We start from the raw sequence: 22,447 nt of genomic DNA, 5'->3' as shown, positions 1-22,447 counted from the left end.
AGAATTGCTCAGTTATCACTTATCATTGATCACGTTATTAGTTTATATAGTAGCTAATCTGAATTTTGTGATTATTTGTTTGCTTTTTCTTGTTTTAATATGAACAAACTCTTATTGGGTATTTCAGTAAAGTCGGTGGCGGTAGACTGATCTTTTTGATACCCCTTGGTTAAATATACAACCCAGTATTCAACATGAGGAGATTGCCATTTTTTGACAAAAGCAACACCTATTTCATCTTGTTCGTTATAAAAATCAAGATCTCCTAACAAATGTGTTCGATGCGCCTTTGAGTTTTTAAACGCTTCCCAGACTTCGGCGGCATCTGAATAGCCTCCTGCAATCGCTTCAACTTGATTACTATTGAAGTCTCTACCGTAATACTCTGGTAGTTTATAGTTAGCTGCTTCTAATCTTGCATTGGGACTTCCTCCCAAATTATGCGCCACTAAACCAAACTCAGCCATCTTGTTAGCTTTAGCCTCAGCTGCCTCGGATAGTATTTTATTACAACGAATATTTATGCGTTTTTGAGCATTGTCCTGTTGAATTAATTTTACCAAGGCTAAGGCTTGGGCATTGTTTCCACAGTGGGAGGGGGCATTAGCAAAAGCAAGTGCAGAAAAAACCAACATGAAGGATATAAAAAATAATCTAGACATAAAAACCTAAAGCCTTTTTATGTTACCAGGTAACAAGGCAAAAAAGTGAGTGAAAAACAAAATAAAACAGCGAACAGTATTTTTTCCATTTTTGTTCTTATAACGAATGAGTAAAAATTTTTAAATAGTTCACTTTAATTTGAGTGAAAGAAATTGATAGGATAATTACATCATAAAGGCTATAACTATATTGATTTCAACAAATTAACAGGGAAAAAGCAAGCCAAATGTACTCTGAAGTATATTCTTACTCTAAAACAAGATAAAGCGTGTTAATTTCATATGAGACTTTGTCTTCCTTTGCCGACAACCCTAATAGTCTTTATAAGTTTCACTGCTAGAGTTAATTAGTGGCTGCCTGTACACAATTTTAAAAAGCTATCTACAGTCATGAATATTAGCGCCGGAATAAAATAGTCATTAGTTTTTCAATGTAGAGAGAAGAGTACTTACATTTAAGCTGATTTTTACCGTGAAAAAATGCGAATTTTAAACTAGTATAATATTTTATGACAGTAAACGGGTAGATATAGCAAATGAGCAAGGTATTTTTATATCTGAACAGAAAGAATTTTAGAGTTTTATCTGTATGTTTCTACGCTGGTATTAGTATTGTCGCTTTATCGTTATCAGCTTGTAAGTCCACAAATAAAGTCAAATCGGTTGATCCTGAACAAACTACTCCACTCTTGAGATCTGTTGAAGATGAGAAGAGTCCCAAAAATTTAGTTGATGCACCTGCTGATTTAAGAAACAAAATAAAGACGGGCCCATCCGATTCCCCAAAAAAATTAGCTGACTCTAAGAAGATTAGTGAAAAAAATACCAGTGACAAAGTGAAGGTAAGTAAAAAAGTTGCAATTTACAAAGCTCCAAGTTTAATAGATAAGCCAGTGAGTAACTTGTCTATAATTAAAACCAAGAAAGAAGAAGAGCAACCTTTATCGTCTACAAAAGATGACTATGCTTATAAAATACCTTTATTGAATACATTGGATGACTTACCATTGATCTTGTCAGATGGTTGGCAATTGCATTATACAAAAAGCCCAGCGAATGGCGTCAAACGTTGTTTACTTGCGAATGAGTCAGAACAATTCGATGATGGTTATAAACTTACCAATATTAAAGTCTGGCTATCTGATAATGGGCTAGAACTACAAAGTGCTTCAAATTTTGATTTAAGCTACCCAGAGACAGGGGTATATCTTTTAGCAAAAGATGGTACTCAAGTATCCTCACTTTTTACAAATCTTGAGCAACCTACTTCGATACAAACTAGTTTTAGTGATGAGTTTGACTTAACTAGAACAGCCAAGATACTTATCAAAATAGGTTTTTGGCCGTCATGGCCAATAACTAAAACAACAGAAGTTTCTTTCCCTTTTCCGCACAGTAAAGAAATAGTGAACTTGCAGGGCAAATGTAATGATTTACGTGCATCTTTATCACAATAATCACCTTTAAAGCCCTATTTCAATAACTAAAAATTAAAATGAGAAAATATCATGAAACTTACATTGAAATTCAATATAGCGCTCATTATTGCTATGCTCGTAGGTGCCTTCATAGTAAGTGTATTTGCTAACAAGCTACTTCAAGATAATGCGCGGAAAGAGGTTTTGGAGGAAGCGAGAATAATGATGCAAAGTGCCATAGCTGTGAGAAAATACACGGTAAGTGAGATCAGGCCTTTGTTAGCAATGCAACAGCAACGCTCTTTTATAAAACAAACTGTACCAGCCTATGCAGCACGTCAGTATATTTCAACGGTAAGAAAGAAGTATCCAGATTATAACTATAAAGAAGCTACGTTAAACCCAACCAATCCTGCCGACAGAGCAACTGATTGGGAAACCGATATCATTAATCATTTTAGGGGACATGATTCGGTCAAAGAAAAAGTTGGTGAGCGCACAACAGAAACAGGAAAAATGCTATATTTAGGTGTTCCTATTAAAATCACAAACCAAGCCTGCTTAGCTTGCCATTCAACACCTGATGAAGCACCTAGTACAATGATTGATACATACGGTAATGCTAATGGTTTTGGCTGGCAACATAATGAAGTGATTGGAGCACAAATTGTTTCTGTTCCAATGTCTTTACCGCTTGACAGAGCGAATCAAACTTATTCAACTTTTATGTTGTCGCTTATTAGTGTATTTATAGGTATTATTATAGTGATTAATATCATGCTTCATTATGTGGTTATTCGTCCTGTAACAGCTCTTGCAAGTAAAGCTAATGAAGTTAGCTTAGGTGCTTTAGATGCACAAGAATTATTGGTTAAAGGTAATGATGAGATATCGTCATTAGGCCATTCATTTAACAGAATGCATAGAAGTTTGGCAAATGCAGTATCACTATTAGAAGATGATAACTAAACGCCAATCTAAACGTGATTGTTGTAATCTTTTAATAAAGAAAAGGATGTAATGAAATATATAGGTAAGTACCAAATATTATCGTCTATTGGTAAGGGGGCTATGGGTGAAGTCTTTAAAGCTATGGATGAAAGCATTGAAAGAGTGGTAGCTATTAAGGTTATACATCCTCACTTTTTAGAACAAGATGTATGGGAAGATATGAAAGCTAGATTTAAGCAAGAAGCTACAGCTGCTGCTAGATGTTTTCACCCAAACATAGTGACAGTTTTCGATTTTGGCGTATTTGAAGATACGCCTTATCTAGTGATGGAATATATTGAAGGATCAGACGTTAGTTCTATTCTTAATAACTTTGGCTCTTTAGCAGTAAATGATTCGATAAACATTATTTGTGAAGTACTCAATGCTTTGCACTATGCACATGAAAAAGGCGTGATCCACAGAGATATTAAACCAGCCAACATCATCAAGCTTAATAATGGCCAGATTAAAGTAGCCGATTTTGGCATAGCTCGTATTGATAGCTCTAGTTTGACTAACATTGGTGATATGGTCGGAACTCCTATTTATATGTCTCCTGAAGCATTGAGGGGGGACGTTGTTGATGCGCGGTCTGATATTTATGCTTCAGCTTTGGTGTTTTTGGAGTTAATCTCTGGCGTTAAGCCAGTGACAGGTTTTATGGATAAAAATGTCCTAACAGAGCAATTGATCACTGCCAATATTCCCGTAGCTTTTCAGCAAAGTTTGTTAGATATCCTTGTTTGTGCGTTGCAGAGAAAAGCTGAGTATCGTTTTCAAACAGCGAAAGATTTTGCATCTGAATTGTCATTATTATTACAAGGTGGAAGTGAAAGCAATGATTTTATGCCGCTGCAACTGCCTTTAAATGATGATAATGAAACGATGATAGTTGACTCTGTGATGAGAAATAATGCTCGTGAGCATGCTAATAAATCAGTGATAGATAAAGCTAACCTTCTCACCGAAGTTGAACAATCATTAGCAAGTTATATCGGCCCATTATCATCGGTACTGGTTAAGCGCACTGTTTCCAGCTGCACAAATTTAAGCCAAATGATAAATAAGCTTGCTCAGCATATTTCTGACAGCAAACAGCGCATAGATTTTATTAAAAAGTTTGATTCAGAATATGAAAAAAACAGCATTGTTTTAAAAGTTCAAACAGCCAGTGAAATAAAGAAAAAAAGTGCATCAGCTGACGTATTGCCAAATCAATTATCAGAAAAGAAGCTTGCTTTAATTATTGAGAGTCTAGCTATTTATTTAGGTCCCATGGCTGCAATGATAGTGAATAGAAGTTTAAAAAAACATCGAAACAAGGAAGAGTTGATTACAGTTTTAGCAGAAAAAATACCCAATAAAAATGAAAGAGAAGCGTTTATAAAAAGTGTAGTTTGATCTGTTGAATTGTATTACATTGTCAAAGGTGAAGTGATCAGACTAAATCACTTCACCTAATACATATAGAAAAGTTATAGTGCTTTACTAGGAGAGTCTCCTGCTTCTAAGTTATAGATGAATTCACCTTTTTCAACTGAAATACAGACCTTATTGACATTCGTTCTTTCCAGTAAGTGAGTCAGTAATTGTTTACTAATTTCAGGGAGTAAAGTGTTAGTCAAAATAGAGTCTATCATACGCCCACCACTTTCTAATTCAGTACAGCGGCTAACCACTAGCTCAACAACAGCATCATCATAATTAAACTCAATGCCTTGACTAGTTTCAATGCGTTTTTTAATTCTGTCTAATTGTAATCGGGTAATTGAACTGATCATTTCATCAGATAAAGGATAATATGGAATAGTCACAATTCGCCCTAAGAGTGCGGCCGGGAACACTTGAAGTTGTGGCTCTCTTAGTGCCTTTGCGATACCTTCAGGCTCCGGAATTAAGTCAGGGTCTTTACACATGTTCATTATTAAGTCACTACCTACGTTAGAGGTAAGTAAAATTAGTGTATTCTTAAAGTCTATTGATCTTCCTTCACCGTCTTCCATCACACCTTTGTCAAAAACCTGAAAGAAAATTTCATGTACATCTGAGTGAGCTTTTTCAACTTCGTCAAGTAATACTACAGAATAAGGCTTACGTCTTACCGCTTCTGTTAAAATTCCCCCTTCACCATACCCTACATATCCAGGAGGAGCGCCTTTTAACGTAGAAACCGTGTGGGCTTCCTGAAATTCACTCATGTTAATCGTTATAACATTTTGCTCACCGCCATATAAGGCTTCAGCAAGTGCAAGTGCTGTCTCGGTTTTGCCTGTTCCTGATGGGCCACATAACATGAATACCCCAATAGGTTTATTAGGGTTATCTAAACCAGCACGGGATGTTTGAATGCGTTTTGCGATCATCTCCATGCCATGATCTTGTCCAATTACACGTTGTTTTAATATAGATGGGAGTTCAAGTACCGTATTGATCTCATCGTTTACCATTTTACCCACCGGTACACCTGTCCAATCAGCGACAACTGAGGCGACTGCTTGTTCATCGCAAGCAGGAAGAATAAGAGGGGTTTCACCTTGTAAAGCTTCAAGATCTAGGTATTGCTGTTCTAGCGTTTGACGAACTGATTTTATTTCTTCAGTATTATCAATATTGGTTATGCTGTCATCTAACTCTGATGCTTTTTGCTCCGCTAGTAATTCACGTAACTTGATTCTGGACTCTAAAACGGCATCTACTACTGTTTTTTCTTGTTGCCATTTTTCTGATAACTCCTGTTCTCGGTTTGTCTCAAAAGTTAAACAATCAATAATATTATCCATACGCTTTTGATTGACAATACCGATTGCCGCTTCTTTTTCTAAAATGCTTTGTTCAACTTTTAAGTTTTCGATTCGTTGTTTACAGTCTTCTAATTCTGCGGGAGTTGCAAACTGACTAACTGCTACTCGAGCGGCAGCCGTGTCTAATAGGCTAACAGCTTTATCTGGTAATTGCCTTGCAGGGATGTACCTATGCGATAGCTTCACAGCAGCCTCAATTGCTTTATCCAACATTTCAACATGATGATGCTTTTCTAATACACTTGAAAGATTTCTTAACATTAAAATTGCTTTCTCTTCACTGGGTTCTTCGACCTTAACAACTTGAAAGCGTCGAGTTAATGCAGGATCTTTTTCTATATGTTTTTTGTATTCAGCCCAAGTGGTGGCACCGATAGTACGTAACTCTCCACGAGCTAAAGCGGGTTTCAATAAATTAGCTGCATCACCAGTACCTGCAGCGCCGCCAGCGCCAACTAAGGTATGAGTTTCATCAATAAACATAATTATTGGCGTTGGAGAAGATTTCACTTCTTCAATAACCTGTTTCAATCTGTTTTCGAATTCCCCCTTCATGCTAGCGCCTGCTTGCAATAAACCTATGTCAAGACATAACAATTTTACTCCTTTCAATGCAGGTGGAACATCACCTTTATTTATTCGGTGTGCAAACCCTTCAACGACAGCTGTTTTACCTACCCCAGCCTCCCCAGTTAAAATAGGGTTGTTTTGACGTCGACGCATCAAAATATCAATTAATTGTCTTATTTCATCATCTCTACCTATGATAGGGTCGAGTTTTCCATTCATGGCTTGTTCAGTTAAGTCTGTTGTATATTGGTTCAATGCATCTTGTTTACCCATTTCAGCAGGAGCAATTGCTGCACTTGCTTCACCTGGGGAAGCATTACCTAGATTACTACCATCACTAGCAAGTGCTTGATCCTCAGGCGAACCTTCAACAATACTAAGTAGCTCATCGCCTAGTTGTTCTATTTTTATTTTATCAAATTCTTTGGATATACTTAAAAGCGCATGTTTGAGTTCTCGAGTTTTTAGCATACCTAAAATTAAATAAGCCAATCTGATTTTTGAATCCCCATAGACCAGACTGCCATAAACCCAAGCACGTTCAACAGAGTCTTCAATGTGAGCAGAAAGATCCGAAATAGATGATGCTCCTCTGGGTAACTGTTCTAAAGAGTCAGTTAAGTCTTTTGCAAGCGAGGAAGGATTAACATCAAAAAACTTGATGACTCTATGTAAATCAGAATCTTGTAACTGTAATATTTGTTGTAACCAATGAACTAACTCTACGTAGGGATTGCCTCTTAGTTTGCAATACACTGTAGCACTTTCTATAGCTTTATAAGCAATAGGGTTAAGTTTTCCAAATAAATTGACGCGGCTAATTTCTGCCATAGCAATTACTCCTTTTAGCGGGGGTTAGCATTCTATTGTGTAACTTAGAACGGGGTTGTTTTGGTGTAAATGTGCATCTTTACTTTGACACCAAGATGTTCGTCCAAGCACCGATTTTCCGAGTTTTGTTGGCTTGGTTTGTTTAATATCTAGATATATTTTTATTGAAAAGTCATATTCATTCCCAACAACTTGACGAGTTATTCTTATAATTTCATTCATTTTAACCGTATCTGTGATGATTTTTTCATATGACGAGAACGGTATAGGGCCTATCAGTATTTCAAAATTATACATGCGTTGAAACACTCGTGAACCCAGGGTTGTTTGACCAAGGCTTCCATGAATATTTCCCAATGTTAACTGCTCATCTGAAGCTATGTCTAACCATTTACCGACAAACTCCTTGATATCGACATTCATTTTTAAGTATTGAGCGAGTGCTTGAATTAGTACTTTAGCACTGTGGTTTTTGTGACTCAGTAAACCAGAAAGGTATTGGTTTATTTGCTTTGGAGAATTGCTTTTAAGGGGAGCTTCATTATTTCCTGAAATAGCGCAAAGACGAGAGATAAACTTATCATCTTTTGGTCTATCATGGCTTACACTCGGCTCAGCATCTGCCCATGCTCGGTAAAAAAGAGATATAAAACGATGATTAAAGATATCTAAAAAATGTGAAAAAGTATGATCTTTAGCTTTATAAGAACGCTCAATAGCATGCTCTGTCAAATGAGTAGGAAGAGGGCCATTTATCCCTAACATTCCGAAGTAGCTATTGGTTAACTTATATTCACCAATTTCTTTAGATAATTTAATATCGTAGAAAGCGGCAGGAAAAAAATGTAAAAGTGGTTGTTGACCAAAACGAGCAAAATCTTGTTTAGGGGACAACGAATAGCCAACTTTAGGTGATAAAGGAGCATTGGCTTCTAAGTACCTAATTAAAGATGCAAACCCTTCTTTATGCAATAAATCAGGGCTACTAGCAAGGTCAGCTAAATAGGATTTCGTAAGCCTATTCGAATTGGCCATCTGAAAATCTCCCCTCTTTCTGATGAAATCAGCACCATTTGGGTGAATGAATTAACACTAACATATTGCGCAAAAAACTTGTCTAGTACCATGCCTAACATGAAGACACTACTTCCTTCGTAAGCTAATTCGTCAACCAATAGCTTAATAGCTACACCGCGTCCAAAACATAAGGGTCCATCAAACGGTAAACGACGGGTAATACGTTCAATATCGACATTAATGATCCCATCTATCTGTTTATTCTGTGAAAAATCGTTTTTATCCATCATCAATGTTAATAATGTTTTTAAGTTACTTAGTGCTTCTTTTTTATTATTCTCACACATCCCGAGAAAGTTAATTGATAATTGGTTAATCAAATCCCAAGACGTACTCCCTTTTGTCGGCGGAGTTTGCGGCCTTGTGGGCTCACCTAAACATCGAACCGAATTACAAGGAGCGCCCGTTTCAATTGTAAAATCAGTTTTACCTTTGCCCAAAGGCATCATCAGGGGAAGATCTCTATTACTACAATAAGTATTAACAGATAACTGACGCAAATTATCTGAATAGGGTGCATTTTTGGGATCTACCAATGAAATAAATAATTCAGACCCGATATAACTTGATCGATGACCAAACTTTCTTTGGTTGACGTTAAGTCGCCTGGTCTCTCTATTGACAGTAAAAAATGCCTTTTTTAAATTTTTACCACTTAATTCAGTATCACCATATAAAGGAGCAAACTGGGTAGTTGGCTCTATTCCTGAACTGAAGCCTTCAATTTTTTCTATCGAACACACTTCAAAGTCTAACGGTCTTAGTTTGTCAGGTACTACATGGAAATCATTTTTTTCTTTCGATAGATTGATTCGATCTGCTTTTTTTGGAAACAAATTGATGGCCGGTGTACAAAAAAGAGCGAAATTATCTTTAGAGACTGATTTTTCAAGTCTTTGGTCGTGTTGGTCCAACAGCAAAATTAACTGGAAATCATCTGTGTTACAGCAGTTAATCGTTGGTTTTAGATTCTTAATTGATAAAAACTGGAACCTTTCAACAAAAAGGAAATATTCTTTTAATAGTCGAAACCCATCAAATTGTCTTGAAGTATAAGGAAGTAATGACTCATCTTTATCGTATCCATTAGCATGAACAGAAGTTTCTTCTTCTTCACTTCGCCAAAAGTTTTTGCCAGTTTTATATAAGCATCCTTTAAAACCTTTATAGATAGTTTCAAATAAGTATAAAGGAAATGACTCAGAGCCCCTGATATGAAAATCCAATGAGTTAAGATTCAGTTCATTAAACAAGTGACCTTCGGCAGCTTTAAGGTTAATTAAAACACCGGCTTTGGGAGTGAAATTTAATTTATTCTTTGCAACATATGAAACTATTTCTTGAGAGTTTAGGTATTCAACTTTATCGATATATATAGGAAACAAAGTAACTTCTTGAGAGGTTCTATATTCACAAGCGGTTTGCTCTCCTTTTCCAAGCAGGCTATGCAGCGCTGTTCCTCGCTTTATAGGAACCCCAGCAGCTAAGCTTCCTTCTTCAAGATCTGGTTCAAATTGTGCTATCAACATCGAAGGGGAAGGGTGTTGGAATGTTGGAAAGAGCAGTTCTATTAAATGTTGAGTAAATTTAGGATATGATGCGTCTAGTTTTTGATGAATTCTAGCCGATAAAAATGCGAAACCTTCTAAAAGTCTCTCAACGTAAGGATCCGAACAATCAAAACCATCTAGTCCAAGTCGACCAGCAATTTTCGGATACTCATTGGAAAACTCAGCACCCATCTCACGTATGAATTTTAATTCTTGATTATAAAATTCGAGAAAATTTTTATCCATGCTCAATTAATTCCATTGACTCAGGTAAACACTACCTTCTTCTAAATCTATTTCTGTTTTAAGAAATAATTGTAATGGAACAGGTTGAGCCCATAAGTCACCCGTAATTTCAAAAACAACATTATTACTGTTCATTTCTTCTTCGTTAACTTTAACTTTAACCCTAACACTACTGGCAATTATTCTTGGTTCGTAATTTTTAATGCATTTTGTCAGCTCTTTTTCAATTTGCTTTGGATTAAACATTGCTCCAGAGTAACCGGTTAAATCTTTTATACCAAAGTTTACAGAAGAGCTTGCTACTTCAGGAAATTCATCTAAATCTATGGTTGAAGATGCTGAAGTTGTATTTAATAACCAAGTCATGTCTCGTTGGACCAATTGACGCAAGCGAGACACTGAAATCACCCGTTTTTCTCTTGATTCGGTTCTTTGTGAAGGTTCATCGTCAGTTAACCTATCTAATAAAGATAGTTGCAACCTTTCTTGTTGAGAAAGCTCTGGCATTACTCTAAATTAAACTCTATTGATGAAATATTGAGTAAAGGAAACTCTTTATTTTCAGAAATAAAAATTCTTTGCCCATTTCCTAAAAACAAATTCTTTGTTGGCTCTGACCAATCACATGTTTTTGCTAATAAATGTGTATCAGTTGTTAAATCATTTGTTGGATATCGTACAGGAACAAAGCCGATTAATGTGCCATTATTTTTTAATGTGAGGTTAACAGGCCGCCAAACCAAATCACGTAAATCCTCTACAGGTTCGAATTCTAACTTGCGGATATTTTCCATAGGTAACCAATAATAACCACCATTTAGGATGATTTCGATTGCCGGACCAAACCTCATATCGCCATCAGCAATCCACTCAAAATGGTTTTCTTGGTCTATTACACCTGAGATTTGTGGTGCAAGTTCAGCGCCTTTAGCAATAAGATCCATAGCATTATCAAACTTTTGGTCCACGACTTCTTGATAAGCTTGCATGTAATAGGCTAGCCATGTTGGAGGCTCGCCAAAACAGGTTGCGCTTATATTGCCCTGTAGAACATTTTGTCGCTTTTTCTCACAATCGATTAACTGGGTATATGTATTTACAAGCGCTAGTGCTGAATCATCAAGCTCCCTAATGACATCTAGTTGCCCTGATGCTCGAGCCCAATCTTCTGTAATACAGGATAATTGAAAAAGGAAAATTCTCAATTTTATATCACCTGGAGAGTTTTTGATTTCTTCAAACAAAGCTTTTTTGCATGAATCTAAATCATTTAAACGTAAGAAGCCTTCAGCATTCATATTCTCATAGTTCCTTGGTTTTTTTACCTTATATCGCTATCTTCAGATAACGATATAAGGTAAAAAAACCAACTTTGCAAAGTTGGTTTTTTATACTTACATAGGTACGTTTTTAGCTATGTCATGACCAAACTCTACAGCTGGATCACCTGTGCCGTCAGCTTTTTGCGGAACATATGAGGTTTTAACTCTAGCAAAATTAAGTGTTAAATTTTCAGTTAATCTATCTTCTCCACCAGAGCCGCCTGTTGATAATGAAGACACCAAAACATCTTCCATTACGATAACAACGTACTCAAGAGGATCTTTACCTGCCTTTCGTACAGTCAAAGTTGCAGTAGGAATGTGCTCTCCCGTTGCAATTTTTGACATTAATGTAGGTGTTGATTTATCAACATATTTTGTAATATTAACATCTTGAACATTAACTTTTCCAGCGCCACCACCTTTAGCAATATGGGTAGTTCCACTTTGTGACATTCCCCAGCTCCATGCTAATATATCGATAGAATCAGCATGTGTATTATCTACAGATTCCCCATCAATTCCATCTAACTTTAAGAACATATCTACAGCCATTGTAACTCTCCTTAATATTGAATAAATTTAAATCATTGTTTTTCTGAAGGAAGTTTTGACACCAAACGTAATGATGCTGTTAAACCTTCCAATTGATAGTGAGGACGTAAGAAGAACCTAGCATTATAGTATCCTGGGCTACCTTCCACTTCTTCAACTACTACTTCAGCAGCAGACATAGGTTTGCGTGCTTTTGTTTCTTCTGATGAATTTTTAGGATCACCATCTACGTACTTATTAATCCATGACTGCAACCAGCGTTGCATATCATCGCGTTCTTTGAACGATCCCACCTTATCACGAACAATACACTTAAGGTAATGCGCGAACCGGCAAGTTGCAAATAAATAGGGTAAGCGTGCAGCAAGTGCAGCGTTTGCCGTAGCGTCATTATCATCATATTCTGCAGGTTTTTGTAAAGTCTGCGCACCGATAAAGGCAGCCATATCACTATTTTTTCTGTGAATTAATGGCATTAGACCACATTTTGACAACTCAGCTTCTCTTCGGTCACTTATTGCTACTTCGGTTGGGCACTTCATATCAACACCGCCGTCATCGCTTGGGAATGTGTGTACAGGTAACCCTTGAACATCACCACCAGACTCTATTCCTCTGATTCTAGAACACCAGCCATATTCTTTAAATGAACGGTTAATATTTACTGCCATAGAATAAGCTGCATTTGTCCATGCATATTTAGCAGAATCCGAACCTGAGGTATCTTCTTCAAAGTCAAATTCTTCTACGGGCTCTGTTGCAGCGCCATATGGAAGACGAGACAATACCTTAGGCATAGTCAATGCAATATATTTTGCATCTTCCGTTTCACGAAGAGAACGAAAAGAAGCATAATCAGGTGTTGAAAACACCTTGGTTAAGTCTCTAGGGTTGGTTAATTCACTCCAGCTATCCATTTGCAGCATAGAAGGAGAAGCTGCGGATATAAATGGAGAATGCGATGCAGCACAAACCTTCGACATATTGCTGAGTAAATTAACATCTGCAGGGCTATTATCAAAATAATAATCGCCTACAATACAACCAAATGGTTCACCACCAAATTGACCATATTCTTCTTCATAAAGTTTTTTGAAAACAGGGCTTTGATCCCAAGCTGTACCTTCAAACTTTTTCAGATTTTTAGCCAGTTCTTCTTTAGATATATTAAAAACTCGGACCTTTAATGTTTCATCAGTTTCAGTATTATTGACCAAGTAATGCAGTCCACGCCAAGTACCTTCTAGTTTCTGGTAATCTTCGTGATGAAGTATTAAATTAACTTGTTCAGATAGCTTAGAATCAATTTGCGAAATGATTGCTTCAATAGAGTTAACTGTATCTTCAGAAATAATATTTGCATCTTTTAATACATAGCCAGCTAAAGTATTTACTGCACTTTCAACTTCTGATTTAGCGCGATCTGATTTAGGTTTGAATTCTTTATTTAATAACGAAGAAAAGGTGTTTGAATCTAGTTCTTGGGAAGCTGTTTCTAGAGCTTCGCTAGTTTGTTGTTCTGCCATGATTTATTCTCCAGACTCATCTTGAGGTTTTGCTTCTGCAGTTAAAGATGCAAGTAAAGCAGGATCTTTCAATACTTTAGCGATAAGTTCTTCTGCACCTTCTTTACCATCCATATAGGTAATAAGGTTAGCTAATTGAGTTCTAGCTTCTAAAAGCTCTTTTAAACCATCAGTATTTTTGGCAATTGCAGCAGGTGAAAAGTCGTCCATACTTTCAAAGTTCATTTCAACCGCTAGGTTGCCTTCGCCTGTGATTGTATTAGGCACTGTCATTTGAACTCTGGGTTTTGCTGATTTTAATCTATCATCAAAATTGTCGACATCAATTTCTAATAACTTTCTTTCAGAAATTGGTGCTAAAGGCTCTTCTGATTTTCCACTTAAATCGGCCATTACTCCCATTACAAAGGGAATTTGAACTTTTTTTTCTGCACCATATAACTCTACGTCATACTCGATTTGCACTCTAGGTGCTCTATTTCTACCAACAAATTTTTGACCACTTCCAGACATTATTATTCTCCTAATTATACTCTAATTTGTTACGTTATTATTCTTCTTTAGCTATCCCGCCAAGGCTATTTACTTGTTCTAAACCATCCGTAGCAATTTCTTTCATAATATCAATGAAATTCATGTGTAATAATTTTTTTGATCTTTTAAGTAATAAAGGGACTGGGCTTGAAGGTTCGTACTCTGCAAAGTACTCACACATTTGATCGATACATAGTTCTATATCTTTTCTCGAAGATAATTTCGAGTGATTAAATGTATGTGAATTAGCTTTTTGTTCTTCAACGGAGTCCATATTTGAATCATCGCTATTATTAGGTGTTGATACTATTTCTTGTTCAATTTCAGCATACTTTTCATACGCGTTTTGCATTTGAGTTAAAATTTTAATTAAGCTCGTAAAGTCAACAGAATAGATATTAGAGGCATTTTTTTCAAAAGTATCATTAATAGTTTGTAAATGTTCAATGCAATTATTGATAGCTTTCGAAGCCGATAGGATCTCTTCTTGGTCACAATCTTTAAACGTTGCTTTAATTTGTAAAATTGCTTGGTCATAATCGCTATCATCAGGTGATAAATTACTCGCGTGTTCTACATCTTTTAAGCTGACAATACCTAACCGTTTTGATTTTGCTAACGGTGTTGTTTTTAATGTATTGATAATAAATCGACTGTCTGATAAATATCCCAAGGCAGAGAGCCTTCTAATTGGGTCTCCATCATCTTCATCAAGAGGAGGGTAAACGGTATCCCACTGTTCGATAATAAGATTTGATATACCAGAGAGAATTTCTTCGAATTTAAGCAGACCTTCAGTGTTCAAAACCGATTGTGCTAAAACACTAACAAGTTTTAAATCTTTTGTAGATTTAAGGTATTCAAGTGCCGTCTTCTTGATGTTTCGCCACTCTGGAGGCTCTGCTGGTGTGGTATTTTGACCATCATATTTTTCTGGCGTGCCTTCAGCTTCAAAAAAGAAATTTTGAAACTCTGAATCGTCTTCAAGATTTGATCCTGATGGTGAATCATCACTTACTTTTTGACTTATTAATAAAAAATAATCCATGTTTTTCTTATTATGTATTTAGATAACAAAGTGACATATTCTTCTTCTTCAATATTTAAATATGAAATGTTAAGTAGTTATAAGGTGCTTTATAAACAAACAACTAGGTGAACTTCAGTTTAGTAGCGCTTTTTTTATTTTGCAAGTGATTAATCAAGAACGATCGTAAATTAGTTTATTCATACTATCGGCAACAAGAGAAGATTAGTTTTATGAATCACTTTAAGAGTGCTAAATGTTTTGAGTTTTTATGTTTTTTGTTATATTTTAACTTTATACGCAAGTAGTAGAAAAAATATGACTAAGCTACTACTATTATAAATATTTAAAGCATAGGTATTGTATTTATATAGCTATGATAACCAAACTACTTATTTAGATTAGATGTTATTGGATTAGATGAATAGAATATCATTTAACGCCTAACAGAATATAGTATCGTTTCAGGGATTAAGGAAGATAGTAATGCCCATACAAGAACATCGTTTAGTTGCTATTTCAACTCCTCTTGGCGATGAAGAATTAGCTTTATATAAAGCTGATATTGATGAAGAACTAGGGCGACCCTTTTCTATAACAGTCGAATTGATTAGTGAAAACGATAATATATCGCTTGATGATCTCATTGGCCAAAATGTCACTATTAGGTTGGAAACTGAAGAGGAAGAAGCTCGCTATTTTAATGGTTTTGTTTCTGAATTTTTTCAATTATCCAATACGGATAGATATGCAAAGTATGGTGCGGTGATTCGACCATGGTTTTGGTTACTTAATTTAAGTGAAAACTGCCGTATCTTCCAAGAAAAATCTTACCCTGACATTATCAATGATGTATTTGAACAATTGGGCTTTTCAGATTTTGATAGTAAATTATCAGGCAGTTATGATCCCCAAGAGTATGTTGTTCAATTTAATGAAAGTGACTTTAATTTTGTTACACGAATTATGGAACAAGAAGGGATATATTATTACTTTGAGCATACCAACGGAAAGCATACATTAGTTATGGTTGATGATGTTGGGATGCTACCTGATGTTGGTGATGTACCGTTTTATCAGCCTGAGGACACAACTAACCAGTTTAATATCGAAGGGGTTAGCCGCTGGGAAAATTTTCGTCGAATTAGAAGCGGCGGTGTGCGATTGTCTGATTATGATTTCGAAACACCTTCGAAAAATTTAGAAGCTGTATCTTCAATGCCTAAAACAGCATCACTTTCTTCGTTGGAAAGGTTCAACTACCCTGGTAAATATAAAGAGCGTGGTAAAGGGACTGACTACACGCGTTTGCTGATGGAAAAAGAAAATGTTTCTTATGACACAAAAGAAGCAAGCAGTAATGTAAGAACTTTATCTTCAGGTGCGCATTTTAACTTAACTGATCATGTTAGAGATGACCAAAATGGGCAGTATTTAATCACTAAATTTCGTTGCACGTTAAAATCGGATGAATTCTTATCAAATAACAAAAGTGATGATTCACAGTTATATACCTGTCAATTTGATGCAATACCCTCAGACGTGTCTTTTAGAACTCAACTCAGCGCTAAAAAGCCTGAAATGGTTGGGCCGCAAACTGCAATGGTAGTAGGTAAAGCAGGGGAAGAAATTTGGACAGATAAGTACGGCAGGGTTAAAGTGCTTTTTCATTGGGACAGATACGCTCAAGCAGATGAAGAAAGTTCCTGTTGGATGCGGGTCGCTCAAACTTGGGCTGGAAAAAATTGGGGACACATTCAAGTACCTCGCATAGGTCAAGAAGTTTTAGTTGATTTTCTTGGTGGTGATCCTGATCGGCCTATTATCGTTGGTAGTGTTTTTAATGGTTCTGCTATGCCTCCTTATGAACTTCCATCTAATGCGACACGTTCAGGTTTAAAAACACGCTCTAGCCAAGGTGGTGGTGGATTCAATGAAATTCGTATTGAAGACAAAAAAGACAATGAGCAAATATTTATTCACGCAGAAAAAAATCAGGATATACGCGTTAAAAACACCCATTTTGAATGGATTGGCAACGAACGCCATTTGAATGTTGGAACTAATCGTTTTGAACAAATTAAAGAAAATGACAATTTAATAGTAGAAGGCGACGCCTTAACCAAAATCACTGGTGATGTACATAAAATATATGATGCTAACCTTATTCAACAAACTTCTACTGATGAGAATTACGATATTGGTGGGGATCGGAATCAAAATATTGGTGGTAGCGAGAGCTTAAAATCTGGCCAAGACATCAAGCAAGAAGCTGCTATGAATTATGGTTTAAAAAGTGGAATGAATGTTGACCTTAAAGGTGGCATGAACATCAACCTAGAAGCTGGTATGACTATTAATCTTAAGGCTGGACCTAGTTTTATTTCGATTGGGCCAAGTGGTGTGGCAATCAGTGGCCCAATGATTATGATAAACAGTGGCGGTGCTGCAGGATCGGCTAACCCGGGAAAACCTTCAAAGCCAGCTTCACCCGATAAGGCTGAAGAAGCACTTGTTGCTGATAATGCTACAGCACCAGGAAAAACTGAAGTACCAAAAGCGAAAAAAGCGACTCAAGAGAAACTAAAATTAAAGCCTATTCAAGCATCAAGTTACAGCCCTGCTGCCCAAGTAATGCAACAAGCAGCAGAAAATGGCACCCCTTTTTGTGAGCAATGCGAAGCAGCGAAAAAAGCAGCAAACAAATAGTTTGTAGAAAGTCGCTGTTGAATAATTTATACATTAATCAGAGGCAAGTGAAAGGAACAATTCATGCTAGATAAAGTAGCAGTTGATAAAATAAAAGACCGTTTATTTGTTGAAGGGCTAAATACCTTTGCAGTTATAGATGGGGCTGCATGTCCAGAGCTTCGTTTTAAAATATATGACTGGGAGCCTCAGAGTGTTTGTTTATGGAGTGGTGCTTTAGAACCTGATATGGAAGAAGTTGCACCCTATATGGTCTTACTTGATCGCGATTCTACGTTTACTGATTGGCTAATTACACAGGGATGGGATAATCATTGGAATATATTTGTAACTTCTAATTTAGACTTTAAAGCGTTTAGAAAACAGATTCGAAAATTATTATTGGTTAAATCACCTGAAGGTCAGAATATGGTGTTCAGATTTTATGATCCAAGAGTCATGGGAATGTTTTTGCCAATATTAGAAAAATCACAATATGATGAGTTGTATGAAGGGATAAATCAGTTTTTATTTACTTCATCAAATAAAACGATAAAAGCTGTCGAACTTGTTGAAGATGAACTTAAAACAGCGGAGCATATTATTTAGTGCTTAATGTGCCATTTGCACTTATAACACTTAAAAGGACTATATTATGCAATTTTTGTCGTTGTTAATACCTATGTTTTGGGCTTTGTTATCTGCACTTATAGGTGGCGTTTTATCTATTTTAATCATTACTCGGGATATAGAAACTATTGCGATAGCAACTCTAGCCAGTTTTTTTATTCTGCCTTTAATCGTAAGCTATTGCTTATTTAATCGATTTTTACCTAATATTCCGCTACTGCCTGATACTTCTTTCTGGGGAGGAGTTGTTATTATTTCAGGTTACTTTTACTACCTTTACAGTCAATCATTGACTCAAAACTATGATGATGGTTCTGGCTTGATGTCATTACACACATTATTTGCATTGGTCGGAGCATCTTTCTGTGCATATATTGTGCTTGTTTTTAAATTAAAGAATTAGGATTAAATATGACTTTCAATGTTCATTGGTGCGCACGTGATTTAGCAAGTAGTCCTGTAGGAAATCATCAATTCATTTTAATTTATATGGACCCCATTTATGGTCTACCTCCTTTCTCGCCTCTAGAAGAAAAGGGAATCAAGTTTATGACATTAGGGGCCTTTAATGTTGGCGGAAGTTTGAAATTTCGGGAGAATGAACCTTCAGACGTACAGTCAGTTAGAGAATTTATAAATCCCAAGAAAAGAGGTTGGTTTTCTGATTTAGATTTAGCTAAGCATAGAGTTACACCACCGTTAGGTTCAGAGCAGCGGTTGGCTGAAACTTTAGTAAAACAGGCAACAGCCTTTAAAGTTAAAACACAAGCAGAGAACATAAAATATAGTTTAGCTAATAACAATTGTTCTGCATGGGTAAATACAATGTTTAAATGTGCAGGTGTGTCATTAGCAAATAGAAAATCATACGGCGAGTTTTTCGGTATTGACTGGGGAGAGGAAGACTTACTCGAAGAAGCATTTTTTTACTAACTAAATAATTTATTTAGGATACAAGAGTAAACAAACGTATTTAATTTAGACTTTAATACCTGACATGCTGGAAATTTTGAAATCCTATTTAACCTAAGAATAAAAAACAAAAAGAGGTGTTTTTTGTTAACTATCAATGAAGCACAATTAGAAGCTTTTCAAGATATTTCAATCGAAAGGTTTAAAAGTAGAATGATATCATTCCTGACCGAATTCTTTTTTGATGCAATTGAGAATCAAAGTGAATTTGAACTTAAGATGTTTATCGCTAATTCAATAGAAAAAGCAGAAGCTTTTGGTATTGACACAGAAGATGACGTACAGGCATTCATTGTCTATGCTGTTCAGTTGGGTATAAATTTTGACACAAAACACTCTTGGGCAGCAAAGGTGCTTAATAATGATAATTTATTAGGTAGTGAAAAATTGGAACAGCTCGATTTGATGATACCTGCACAATACCCAACGTTTGTATTTCATAATTAAATTTGAAGTGTTTAATATAGAAACAATTATTCAATTAGAAGTGATCGACTGTAGTTATGGCGAAAATGAAAAACAAAAAGAAAATTAAGAGCGCGGCTCAGCCATGTCCTTGTACCATTGATAAACTCGAATTAACTTGTGGGCATGGGCGTAAAGCTAGTTCAACTAATATCTTGCAAATAGTAGCGTCACCTGGAAAATTTATAAAAGAATCTAAAACATTTGGAACAGATGACGTCAATGTACAAATTGAGCAATCTTTAGATTATTGTGGTAGCGATAATATATCAATAAAACTCTTATCTGGCGGAGGTTGTCAGGAAGAAATCAAGATAATCGGTGGTGCATTTAGCGGCGAGTGGAAAGCGGGAGCAACTCGTAATGAAACGTTAGAAGTTGAAAGTTTTAATGCTAAAAAGAAGGCAACACCTAGATTAAAGCTTAGCAAAGCCAAGCCCGAAACTTACATTGTTCAAGGTCAAACTGTTGCAGGCTCCAAATCCGGTAAAATAGAGCAATACCCTAGTGATAAATACAGCTACACGGTAAAAGTTGCCGGATTAAAACATATTTCTGAAAAATTTAATAAATCTTGGGAGTCGTTTGCTAAAAAAGCTTTTGCGTGGTCACCTATAGAGGTTAAACCTACTATTGATGCTCCTGTAGGGTACTTGAAAGCAGAACAGTTTTGGGCTGAAGAAAGCGGTAGTTGGTTAGTTTATCACGAATGGCTTGTTGAAGCTGGCTTAGATCCATTATTTGGATTTAAAGTAGCTATAGAGGTTAGTTTAGGGACTTGTGCATACGGCGCGGTTGGCGTTCCTCCCCCTGTTGCTAAGATGTTAGCAAAGCATGTTGCGGATATCATTTTTGGTGCTGAAATTGGCGTCGTTTTAAAATTACAAGGTAGTTTATCTCGCAAAGTTTATACGACTGGAATGACCAAGAGCAGCGGTAAACTTGTTGGTACTTTCGAAGGTTTCTTTGCTATATCTTTAACTGCAAGAGCGGGCAGTGACTACATTATTTCTATTGCACTAAAAGGTGAAGGAAAAGTCACCATTGCAAATGAAAATGAATTTAATATCAATGGAGACGAACTTAGTTTCCAGCCTAAGTTGGCGCTAAAACCAATAGAGGTTACCGTATCAGTGAAAACAAAGGCATTTGTTATTTTTTCGAAAAGTAAATCAAAAGTATGGAAATTATGGAAAAAAGACAAAAATATTTGGGAAGGCAAAAAGCGTGTATTGGTCGATTTTTCTTAACTCACGCAAAACATAGGTTATATAGGATAAGAGGCAATGAAAGAAAAATATTTTCTTCAAGTTAAAGCAAATGGCTTGGGGATTAAAGTCTATTTAAATGGCGTGCCCTTAGTCGAAGAGCCTGAAGGCTTTGGTATTCAAGAAACGATCCCGGTGAATTACTGGTTGATGCATAAGGAAAATTCTTTACATGTACAACTTACTCACCCAGAAGTAGTTTCAGAAGAAAATCAAACTGAAGAAGCTCAAGTGATTCTCTTTGTTCATGACCAAAGCTCAGATTCCCCCAAAATAGCTAAGGAAATTGCTATTTTTGAATGGCCTTTAACTGATGTGAAACAGACATTCCCATACAATTGGTCGATAAAAATTGATAAAATAATTCCATTAACGTTGGGATCGTTATTATGGTACAAAACAAGTGCTATCCAGACAGTTGATGAGAGTGCTAAGTTATCAATCTATAATTTAATTAGGCATGTACCTGACCTAATTCGTAATCGAAATTTTGATGAGGCATTTAAATTTTTACGACTGAAATATCAAGATGAAGCAATTCTTGAGAGTAAACCCTTAAATCAAATTGAATCAGCGGTAAAAGAATTATGGCAGTTTATGACAAGCATACAAGGTCTTAAACTACATAGTGTGTCAATAGACGATTTAGATTTTTCAATTGTGGGTAGGCAGCATATAGTGCAGGTTTCTAGAAAAGATGGAGCGCCAGCAATTCTATTTGAAGATACTGATGAAGAAGTGTTTTACGGTATACCCTTGTTTTTTGCAAATATAAACAAACAATGGATTGTTATCCGTTAATAGAAAGGATGTGAAAAAATGAACATGTTATTTTGGGTAGTATCAATTGTATTGACTTTAGGTGTAGTTGCTTATGGCTTGCACAAGTTTAAAGGTAGCGATAATTGGGATAATGTCAGTGGTTATATTGTAGAATCGAACATTGAAACTTTATACAACGGGCCCCTTCAACAAGAAACTGGTAGCGTCAGTACGATTGAATACAAGGTACATGTTAAATATAACTATATCGTTAATGAGGTTGAATTCTCTGGTCATAGAATAATGGCTGGCTTACCAGAAATGGTTGTTAATAAGGCTGAAGCAGACGAATTAATGACAAAATATTTAAAGGGTAATAAGGTTAATGTTTATTACAACCCCACAAATCATGCAGAGGCAGCACTTATCACTGCTAAAGGCGTTCCTTTGTTAGCCTATTTTATGGTTATTATGTTTGTTGTTTCTATCATTGGCGCGATCATTTTTGTATTAAAATCCAATATTCTTTCAGACTAGATTCCAACCCTGA

The 22,447-nt window shown here is 36.0% G+C and carries 21 protein-coding genes; 11 read left to right on the top strand and 10 right to left on the bottom strand.

Annotated elements, in window-relative coordinates; all coding sequences use genetic code 11:
* Window positions 1-71: 71 nt before the first annotated feature.
* Complete coding sequence (locus ABXG98_RS12880; protein WP_353539101.1) at window positions 72-662, bottom strand: CAP domain-containing protein; 591 nt, start codon at window positions 660-662, stop codon at window positions 72-74.
* 536 nt (window positions 663-1,198) lie between these two features.
* Between ABXG98_RS12880 and ABXG98_RS12875 the strand changes: the two genes are divergently transcribed.
* From ABXG98_RS12875 to ABXG98_RS12865, 3 genes are read left to right on the top strand one after another with little or no spacing between them, the layout of a single operon-like run.
* Entirely contained in the window at window positions 1,199-2,119 is a 921-nt protein-coding gene (locus tag ABXG98_RS12875) for a hypothetical protein (RefSeq protein WP_353539100.1), read from the top strand.
* A 51-nt stretch (window positions 2,120-2,170) separates the two neighbouring features.
* The gene (locus ABXG98_RS12870; RefSeq protein ID WP_353539099.1) at window positions 2,171-3,049 is read left to right on the top strand and encodes a c-type heme family protein; all 879 of its coding nucleotides are present in this window, start codon (window positions 2,171-2,173) and stop codon (window positions 3,047-3,049) included.
* 51 nt (window positions 3,050-3,100) lie between these two features.
* On the top strand, window positions 3,101-4,474 hold the full coding sequence (locus tag ABXG98_RS12865; RefSeq protein WP_353539098.1) for a serine/threonine protein kinase: 1,374 nt from the start codon (window positions 3,101-3,103) through the stop codon (window positions 4,472-4,474).
* Between the two features lie 74 nt (window positions 4,475-4,548).
* Here ABXG98_RS12865 and tssH read toward each other — a convergent pair whose 3' ends face one another.
* The 9 genes from tssH to tssA all read right to left on the bottom strand — a co-directional run bounded on the left by tssH (window position 4,549) and on the right by tssA (window position 15,133).
* A complete protein-coding gene (gene tssH / locus ABXG98_RS12860) occupies window positions 4,549-7,275 on the bottom strand; it encodes a type VI secretion system ATPase TssH (RefSeq protein WP_353539097.1) in 2,727 nt (908 codons plus the stop codon).
* Between the two features lie 24 nt (window positions 7,276-7,299).
* Complete coding sequence (gene tssG, locus ABXG98_RS12855) at window positions 7,300-8,310, bottom strand: type VI secretion system baseplate subunit TssG (protein ID WP_353539096.1); 1,011 nt, start codon at window positions 8,308-8,310, stop codon at window positions 7,300-7,302.
* Window positions 8,274-10,148: a type VI secretion system baseplate subunit TssF gene (tssF, locus tag ABXG98_RS12850; RefSeq protein WP_353539095.1), complete on the bottom strand. Its 1,875-nt coding sequence runs from the start codon at window positions 10,146-10,148 to the stop codon at window positions 8,274-8,276. The genes tssG and tssF overlap by 37 nt, the downstream gene beginning before the upstream one ends.
* 6 nt (window positions 10,149-10,154) lie before the next feature.
* The gene (gene tssE / locus ABXG98_RS12845; RefSeq protein WP_353539094.1) at window positions 10,155-10,655 is read right to left on the bottom strand and encodes a type VI secretion system baseplate subunit TssE; all 501 of its coding nucleotides are present in this window, start codon (window positions 10,653-10,655) and stop codon (window positions 10,155-10,157) included.
* Window positions 10,655-11,446, bottom strand: a complete 792-nt coding sequence (locus ABXG98_RS12840; protein ID WP_353539093.1) for a type VI secretion system accessory protein TagJ — start codon at window positions 11,444-11,446, stop codon at window positions 10,655-10,657. The genes tssE and ABXG98_RS12840 overlap by 1 nt, the downstream gene beginning before the upstream one ends.
* A 96-nt stretch (window positions 11,447-11,542) precedes the next feature.
* A complete protein-coding gene (locus tag ABXG98_RS12835; RefSeq protein WP_353539092.1) occupies window positions 11,543-12,025 on the bottom strand; it encodes an Hcp family type VI secretion system effector in 483 nt (160 codons plus the stop codon).
* 32 nt (window positions 12,026-12,057) lie between these two features.
* Entirely contained in the window at window positions 12,058-13,551 is a 1,494-nt protein-coding gene (gene tssC, locus ABXG98_RS12830) for a type VI secretion system contractile sheath large subunit (protein ID WP_353539091.1), read from the bottom strand.
* A gap of 3 nt (window positions 13,552-13,554) precedes the next feature.
* Window positions 13,555-14,064: a type VI secretion system contractile sheath small subunit gene (tssB, locus tag ABXG98_RS12825; protein WP_353539090.1), complete on the bottom strand. Its 510-nt coding sequence runs from the start codon at window positions 14,062-14,064 to the stop codon at window positions 13,555-13,557.
* A gap of 37 nt (window positions 14,065-14,101) precedes the next feature.
* Complete coding sequence (gene tssA, locus ABXG98_RS12820; RefSeq protein ID WP_353539089.1) at window positions 14,102-15,133, bottom strand: type VI secretion system protein TssA; 1,032 nt, start codon at window positions 15,131-15,133, stop codon at window positions 14,102-14,104.
* A 465-nt stretch (window positions 15,134-15,598) separates the two neighbouring features.
* Between tssA and ABXG98_RS12815 the strand changes: the two genes are divergently transcribed.
* From ABXG98_RS12815 to ABXG98_RS12780, 8 genes are all read left to right on the top strand, one after another.
* Window positions 15,599-17,821, top strand: coding sequence for a type VI secretion system Vgr family protein (locus ABXG98_RS12815; protein WP_353539088.1), 2,223 nt, complete (start codon window positions 15,599-15,601; stop codon window positions 17,819-17,821).
* Window positions 17,822-17,884: 63 nt separating this feature from the next.
* Window positions 17,885-18,409 carry a DUF4123 domain-containing protein gene (locus ABXG98_RS12810; protein ID WP_353539087.1) on the top strand — a complete coding sequence of 175 codons (525 nt, stop codon included), beginning with the start codon at window positions 17,885-17,887 and terminating at the stop codon, window positions 18,407-18,409.
* Window positions 18,410-18,455: 46 nt separating this feature from the next.
* Window positions 18,456-18,833 (top strand): hypothetical protein, encoded by a 378-nt coding sequence (locus ABXG98_RS12805; RefSeq protein ID WP_353539086.1) that lies wholly within the window; start codon window positions 18,456-18,458, stop codon window positions 18,831-18,833.
* An 8-nt stretch (window positions 18,834-18,841) separates the two neighbouring features.
* Window positions 18,842-19,363 carry a hypothetical protein gene (locus ABXG98_RS12800; protein WP_353539085.1) on the top strand — a complete coding sequence of 174 codons (522 nt, stop codon included), beginning with the start codon at window positions 18,842-18,844 and terminating at the stop codon, window positions 19,361-19,363.
* Between the two features lie 123 nt (window positions 19,364-19,486).
* Window positions 19,487-19,849 (top strand): hypothetical protein, encoded by a 363-nt coding sequence (locus ABXG98_RS12795; RefSeq protein ID WP_353539084.1) that lies wholly within the window; start codon window positions 19,487-19,489, stop codon window positions 19,847-19,849.
* Between the two features lie 56 nt (window positions 19,850-19,905).
* On the top strand, window positions 19,906-21,117 hold the full coding sequence (locus ABXG98_RS12790; protein WP_353539083.1) for a hypothetical protein: 1,212 nt from the start codon (window positions 19,906-19,908) through the stop codon (window positions 21,115-21,117).
* Window positions 21,118-21,153: 36 nt separating this feature from the next.
* The gene (locus tag ABXG98_RS12785) at window positions 21,154-21,936 is read left to right on the top strand and encodes a hypothetical protein (protein ID WP_353539082.1); all 783 of its coding nucleotides are present in this window, start codon (window positions 21,154-21,156) and stop codon (window positions 21,934-21,936) included.
* An 18-nt stretch (window positions 21,937-21,954) separates the two neighbouring features.
* Window positions 21,955-22,434, top strand: a complete 480-nt coding sequence (locus ABXG98_RS12780; protein ID WP_353539081.1) for a DUF3592 domain-containing protein — start codon at window positions 21,955-21,957, stop codon at window positions 22,432-22,434.
* The last annotated feature ends 13 nt before the right edge of the window (window positions 22,435-22,447 follow it).

This window comes from Colwellia sp. KU-HH00111 (genome assembly GCF_040362745.1).
GTDB lineage: Bacteria > Pseudomonadota > Gammaproteobacteria > Enterobacterales > Alteromonadaceae > Colwellia.
The sequence above is the reverse complement of the archived record's forward strand: the minus strand, read 5'-3'. Positions and strand labels throughout refer to the sequence as shown.

Bases quoted from the DNA above. Each gene is read 5' to 3' on its own strand.
- ABXG98_RS12880 (WP_353539101.1), bottom strand. From the start codon at position 662: ATGTCTAGATTATTTTTTATATCCTTCATGTTGGTTTTTTCTGCACTT.
- ABXG98_RS12875 (WP_353539100.1), top strand. From the start codon at position 1,199: ATGAGCAAGGTATTTTTATATCTGAACAGAAAGAATTTTAGAGTTTTA.
- ABXG98_RS12870 (WP_353539099.1), top strand. From the start codon at position 2,171: ATGAAACTTACATTGAAATTCAATATAGCGCTCATTATTGCTATGCTC.
- ABXG98_RS12865 (WP_353539098.1), top strand. From the start codon at position 3,101: ATGAAATATATAGGTAAGTACCAAATATTATCGTCTATTGGTAAGGGG.
- tssH (WP_353539097.1), bottom strand. From the start codon at position 7,275: ATGGCAGAAATTAGCCGCGTCAATTTATTTGGAAAACTTAACCCTATT.
- tssG (WP_353539096.1), bottom strand. From the start codon at position 8,310: ATGGCCAATTCGAATAGGCTTACGAAATCCTATTTAGCTGACCTTGCT.
- tssF (WP_353539095.1), bottom strand. From the start codon at position 10,148: ATGGATAAAAATTTTCTCGAATTTTATAATCAAGAATTAAAATTCATA.
- tssE (WP_353539094.1), bottom strand. From the start codon at position 10,655: ATGCCAGAGCTTTCTCAACAAGAAAGGTTGCAACTATCTTTATTAGAT.
- ABXG98_RS12840 (WP_353539093.1), bottom strand. From the start codon at position 11,446: ATGAATGCTGAAGGCTTCTTACGTTTAAATGATTTAGATTCATGCAAA.
- ABXG98_RS12835 (WP_353539092.1), bottom strand. From the start codon at position 12,025: ATGGCTGTAGATATGTTCTTAAAGTTAGATGGAATTGATGGGGAATCT.
- tssC (WP_353539091.1), bottom strand. From the start codon at position 13,551: ATGGCAGAACAACAAACTAGCGAAGCTCTAGAAACAGCTTCCCAAGAA.
- tssB (WP_353539090.1), bottom strand. From the start codon at position 14,064: ATGTCTGGAAGTGGTCAAAAATTTGTTGGTAGAAATAGAGCACCTAGA.
- tssA (WP_353539089.1), bottom strand. From the start codon at position 15,133: ATGGATTATTTTTTATTAATAAGTCAAAAAGTAAGTGATGATTCACCA.
- ABXG98_RS12815 (WP_353539088.1), top strand. From the start codon at position 15,599: ATGCCCATACAAGAACATCGTTTAGTTGCTATTTCAACTCCTCTTGGC.
- ABXG98_RS12810 (WP_353539087.1), top strand. From the start codon at position 17,885: ATGCTAGATAAAGTAGCAGTTGATAAAATAAAAGACCGTTTATTTGTT.
- ABXG98_RS12805 (WP_353539086.1), top strand. From the start codon at position 18,456: ATGCAATTTTTGTCGTTGTTAATACCTATGTTTTGGGCTTTGTTATCT.
- ABXG98_RS12800 (WP_353539085.1), top strand. From the start codon at position 18,842: ATGACTTTCAATGTTCATTGGTGCGCACGTGATTTAGCAAGTAGTCCT.
- ABXG98_RS12790 (WP_353539083.1), top strand. From the start codon at position 19,906: ATGGCGAAAATGAAAAACAAAAAGAAAATTAAGAGCGCGGCTCAGCCA.
- ABXG98_RS12785 (WP_353539082.1), top strand. From the start codon at position 21,154: ATGAAAGAAAAATATTTTCTTCAAGTTAAAGCAAATGGCTTGGGGATT.
- ABXG98_RS12780 (WP_353539081.1), top strand. From the start codon at position 21,955: ATGAACATGTTATTTTGGGTAGTATCAATTGTATTGACTTTAGGTGTA.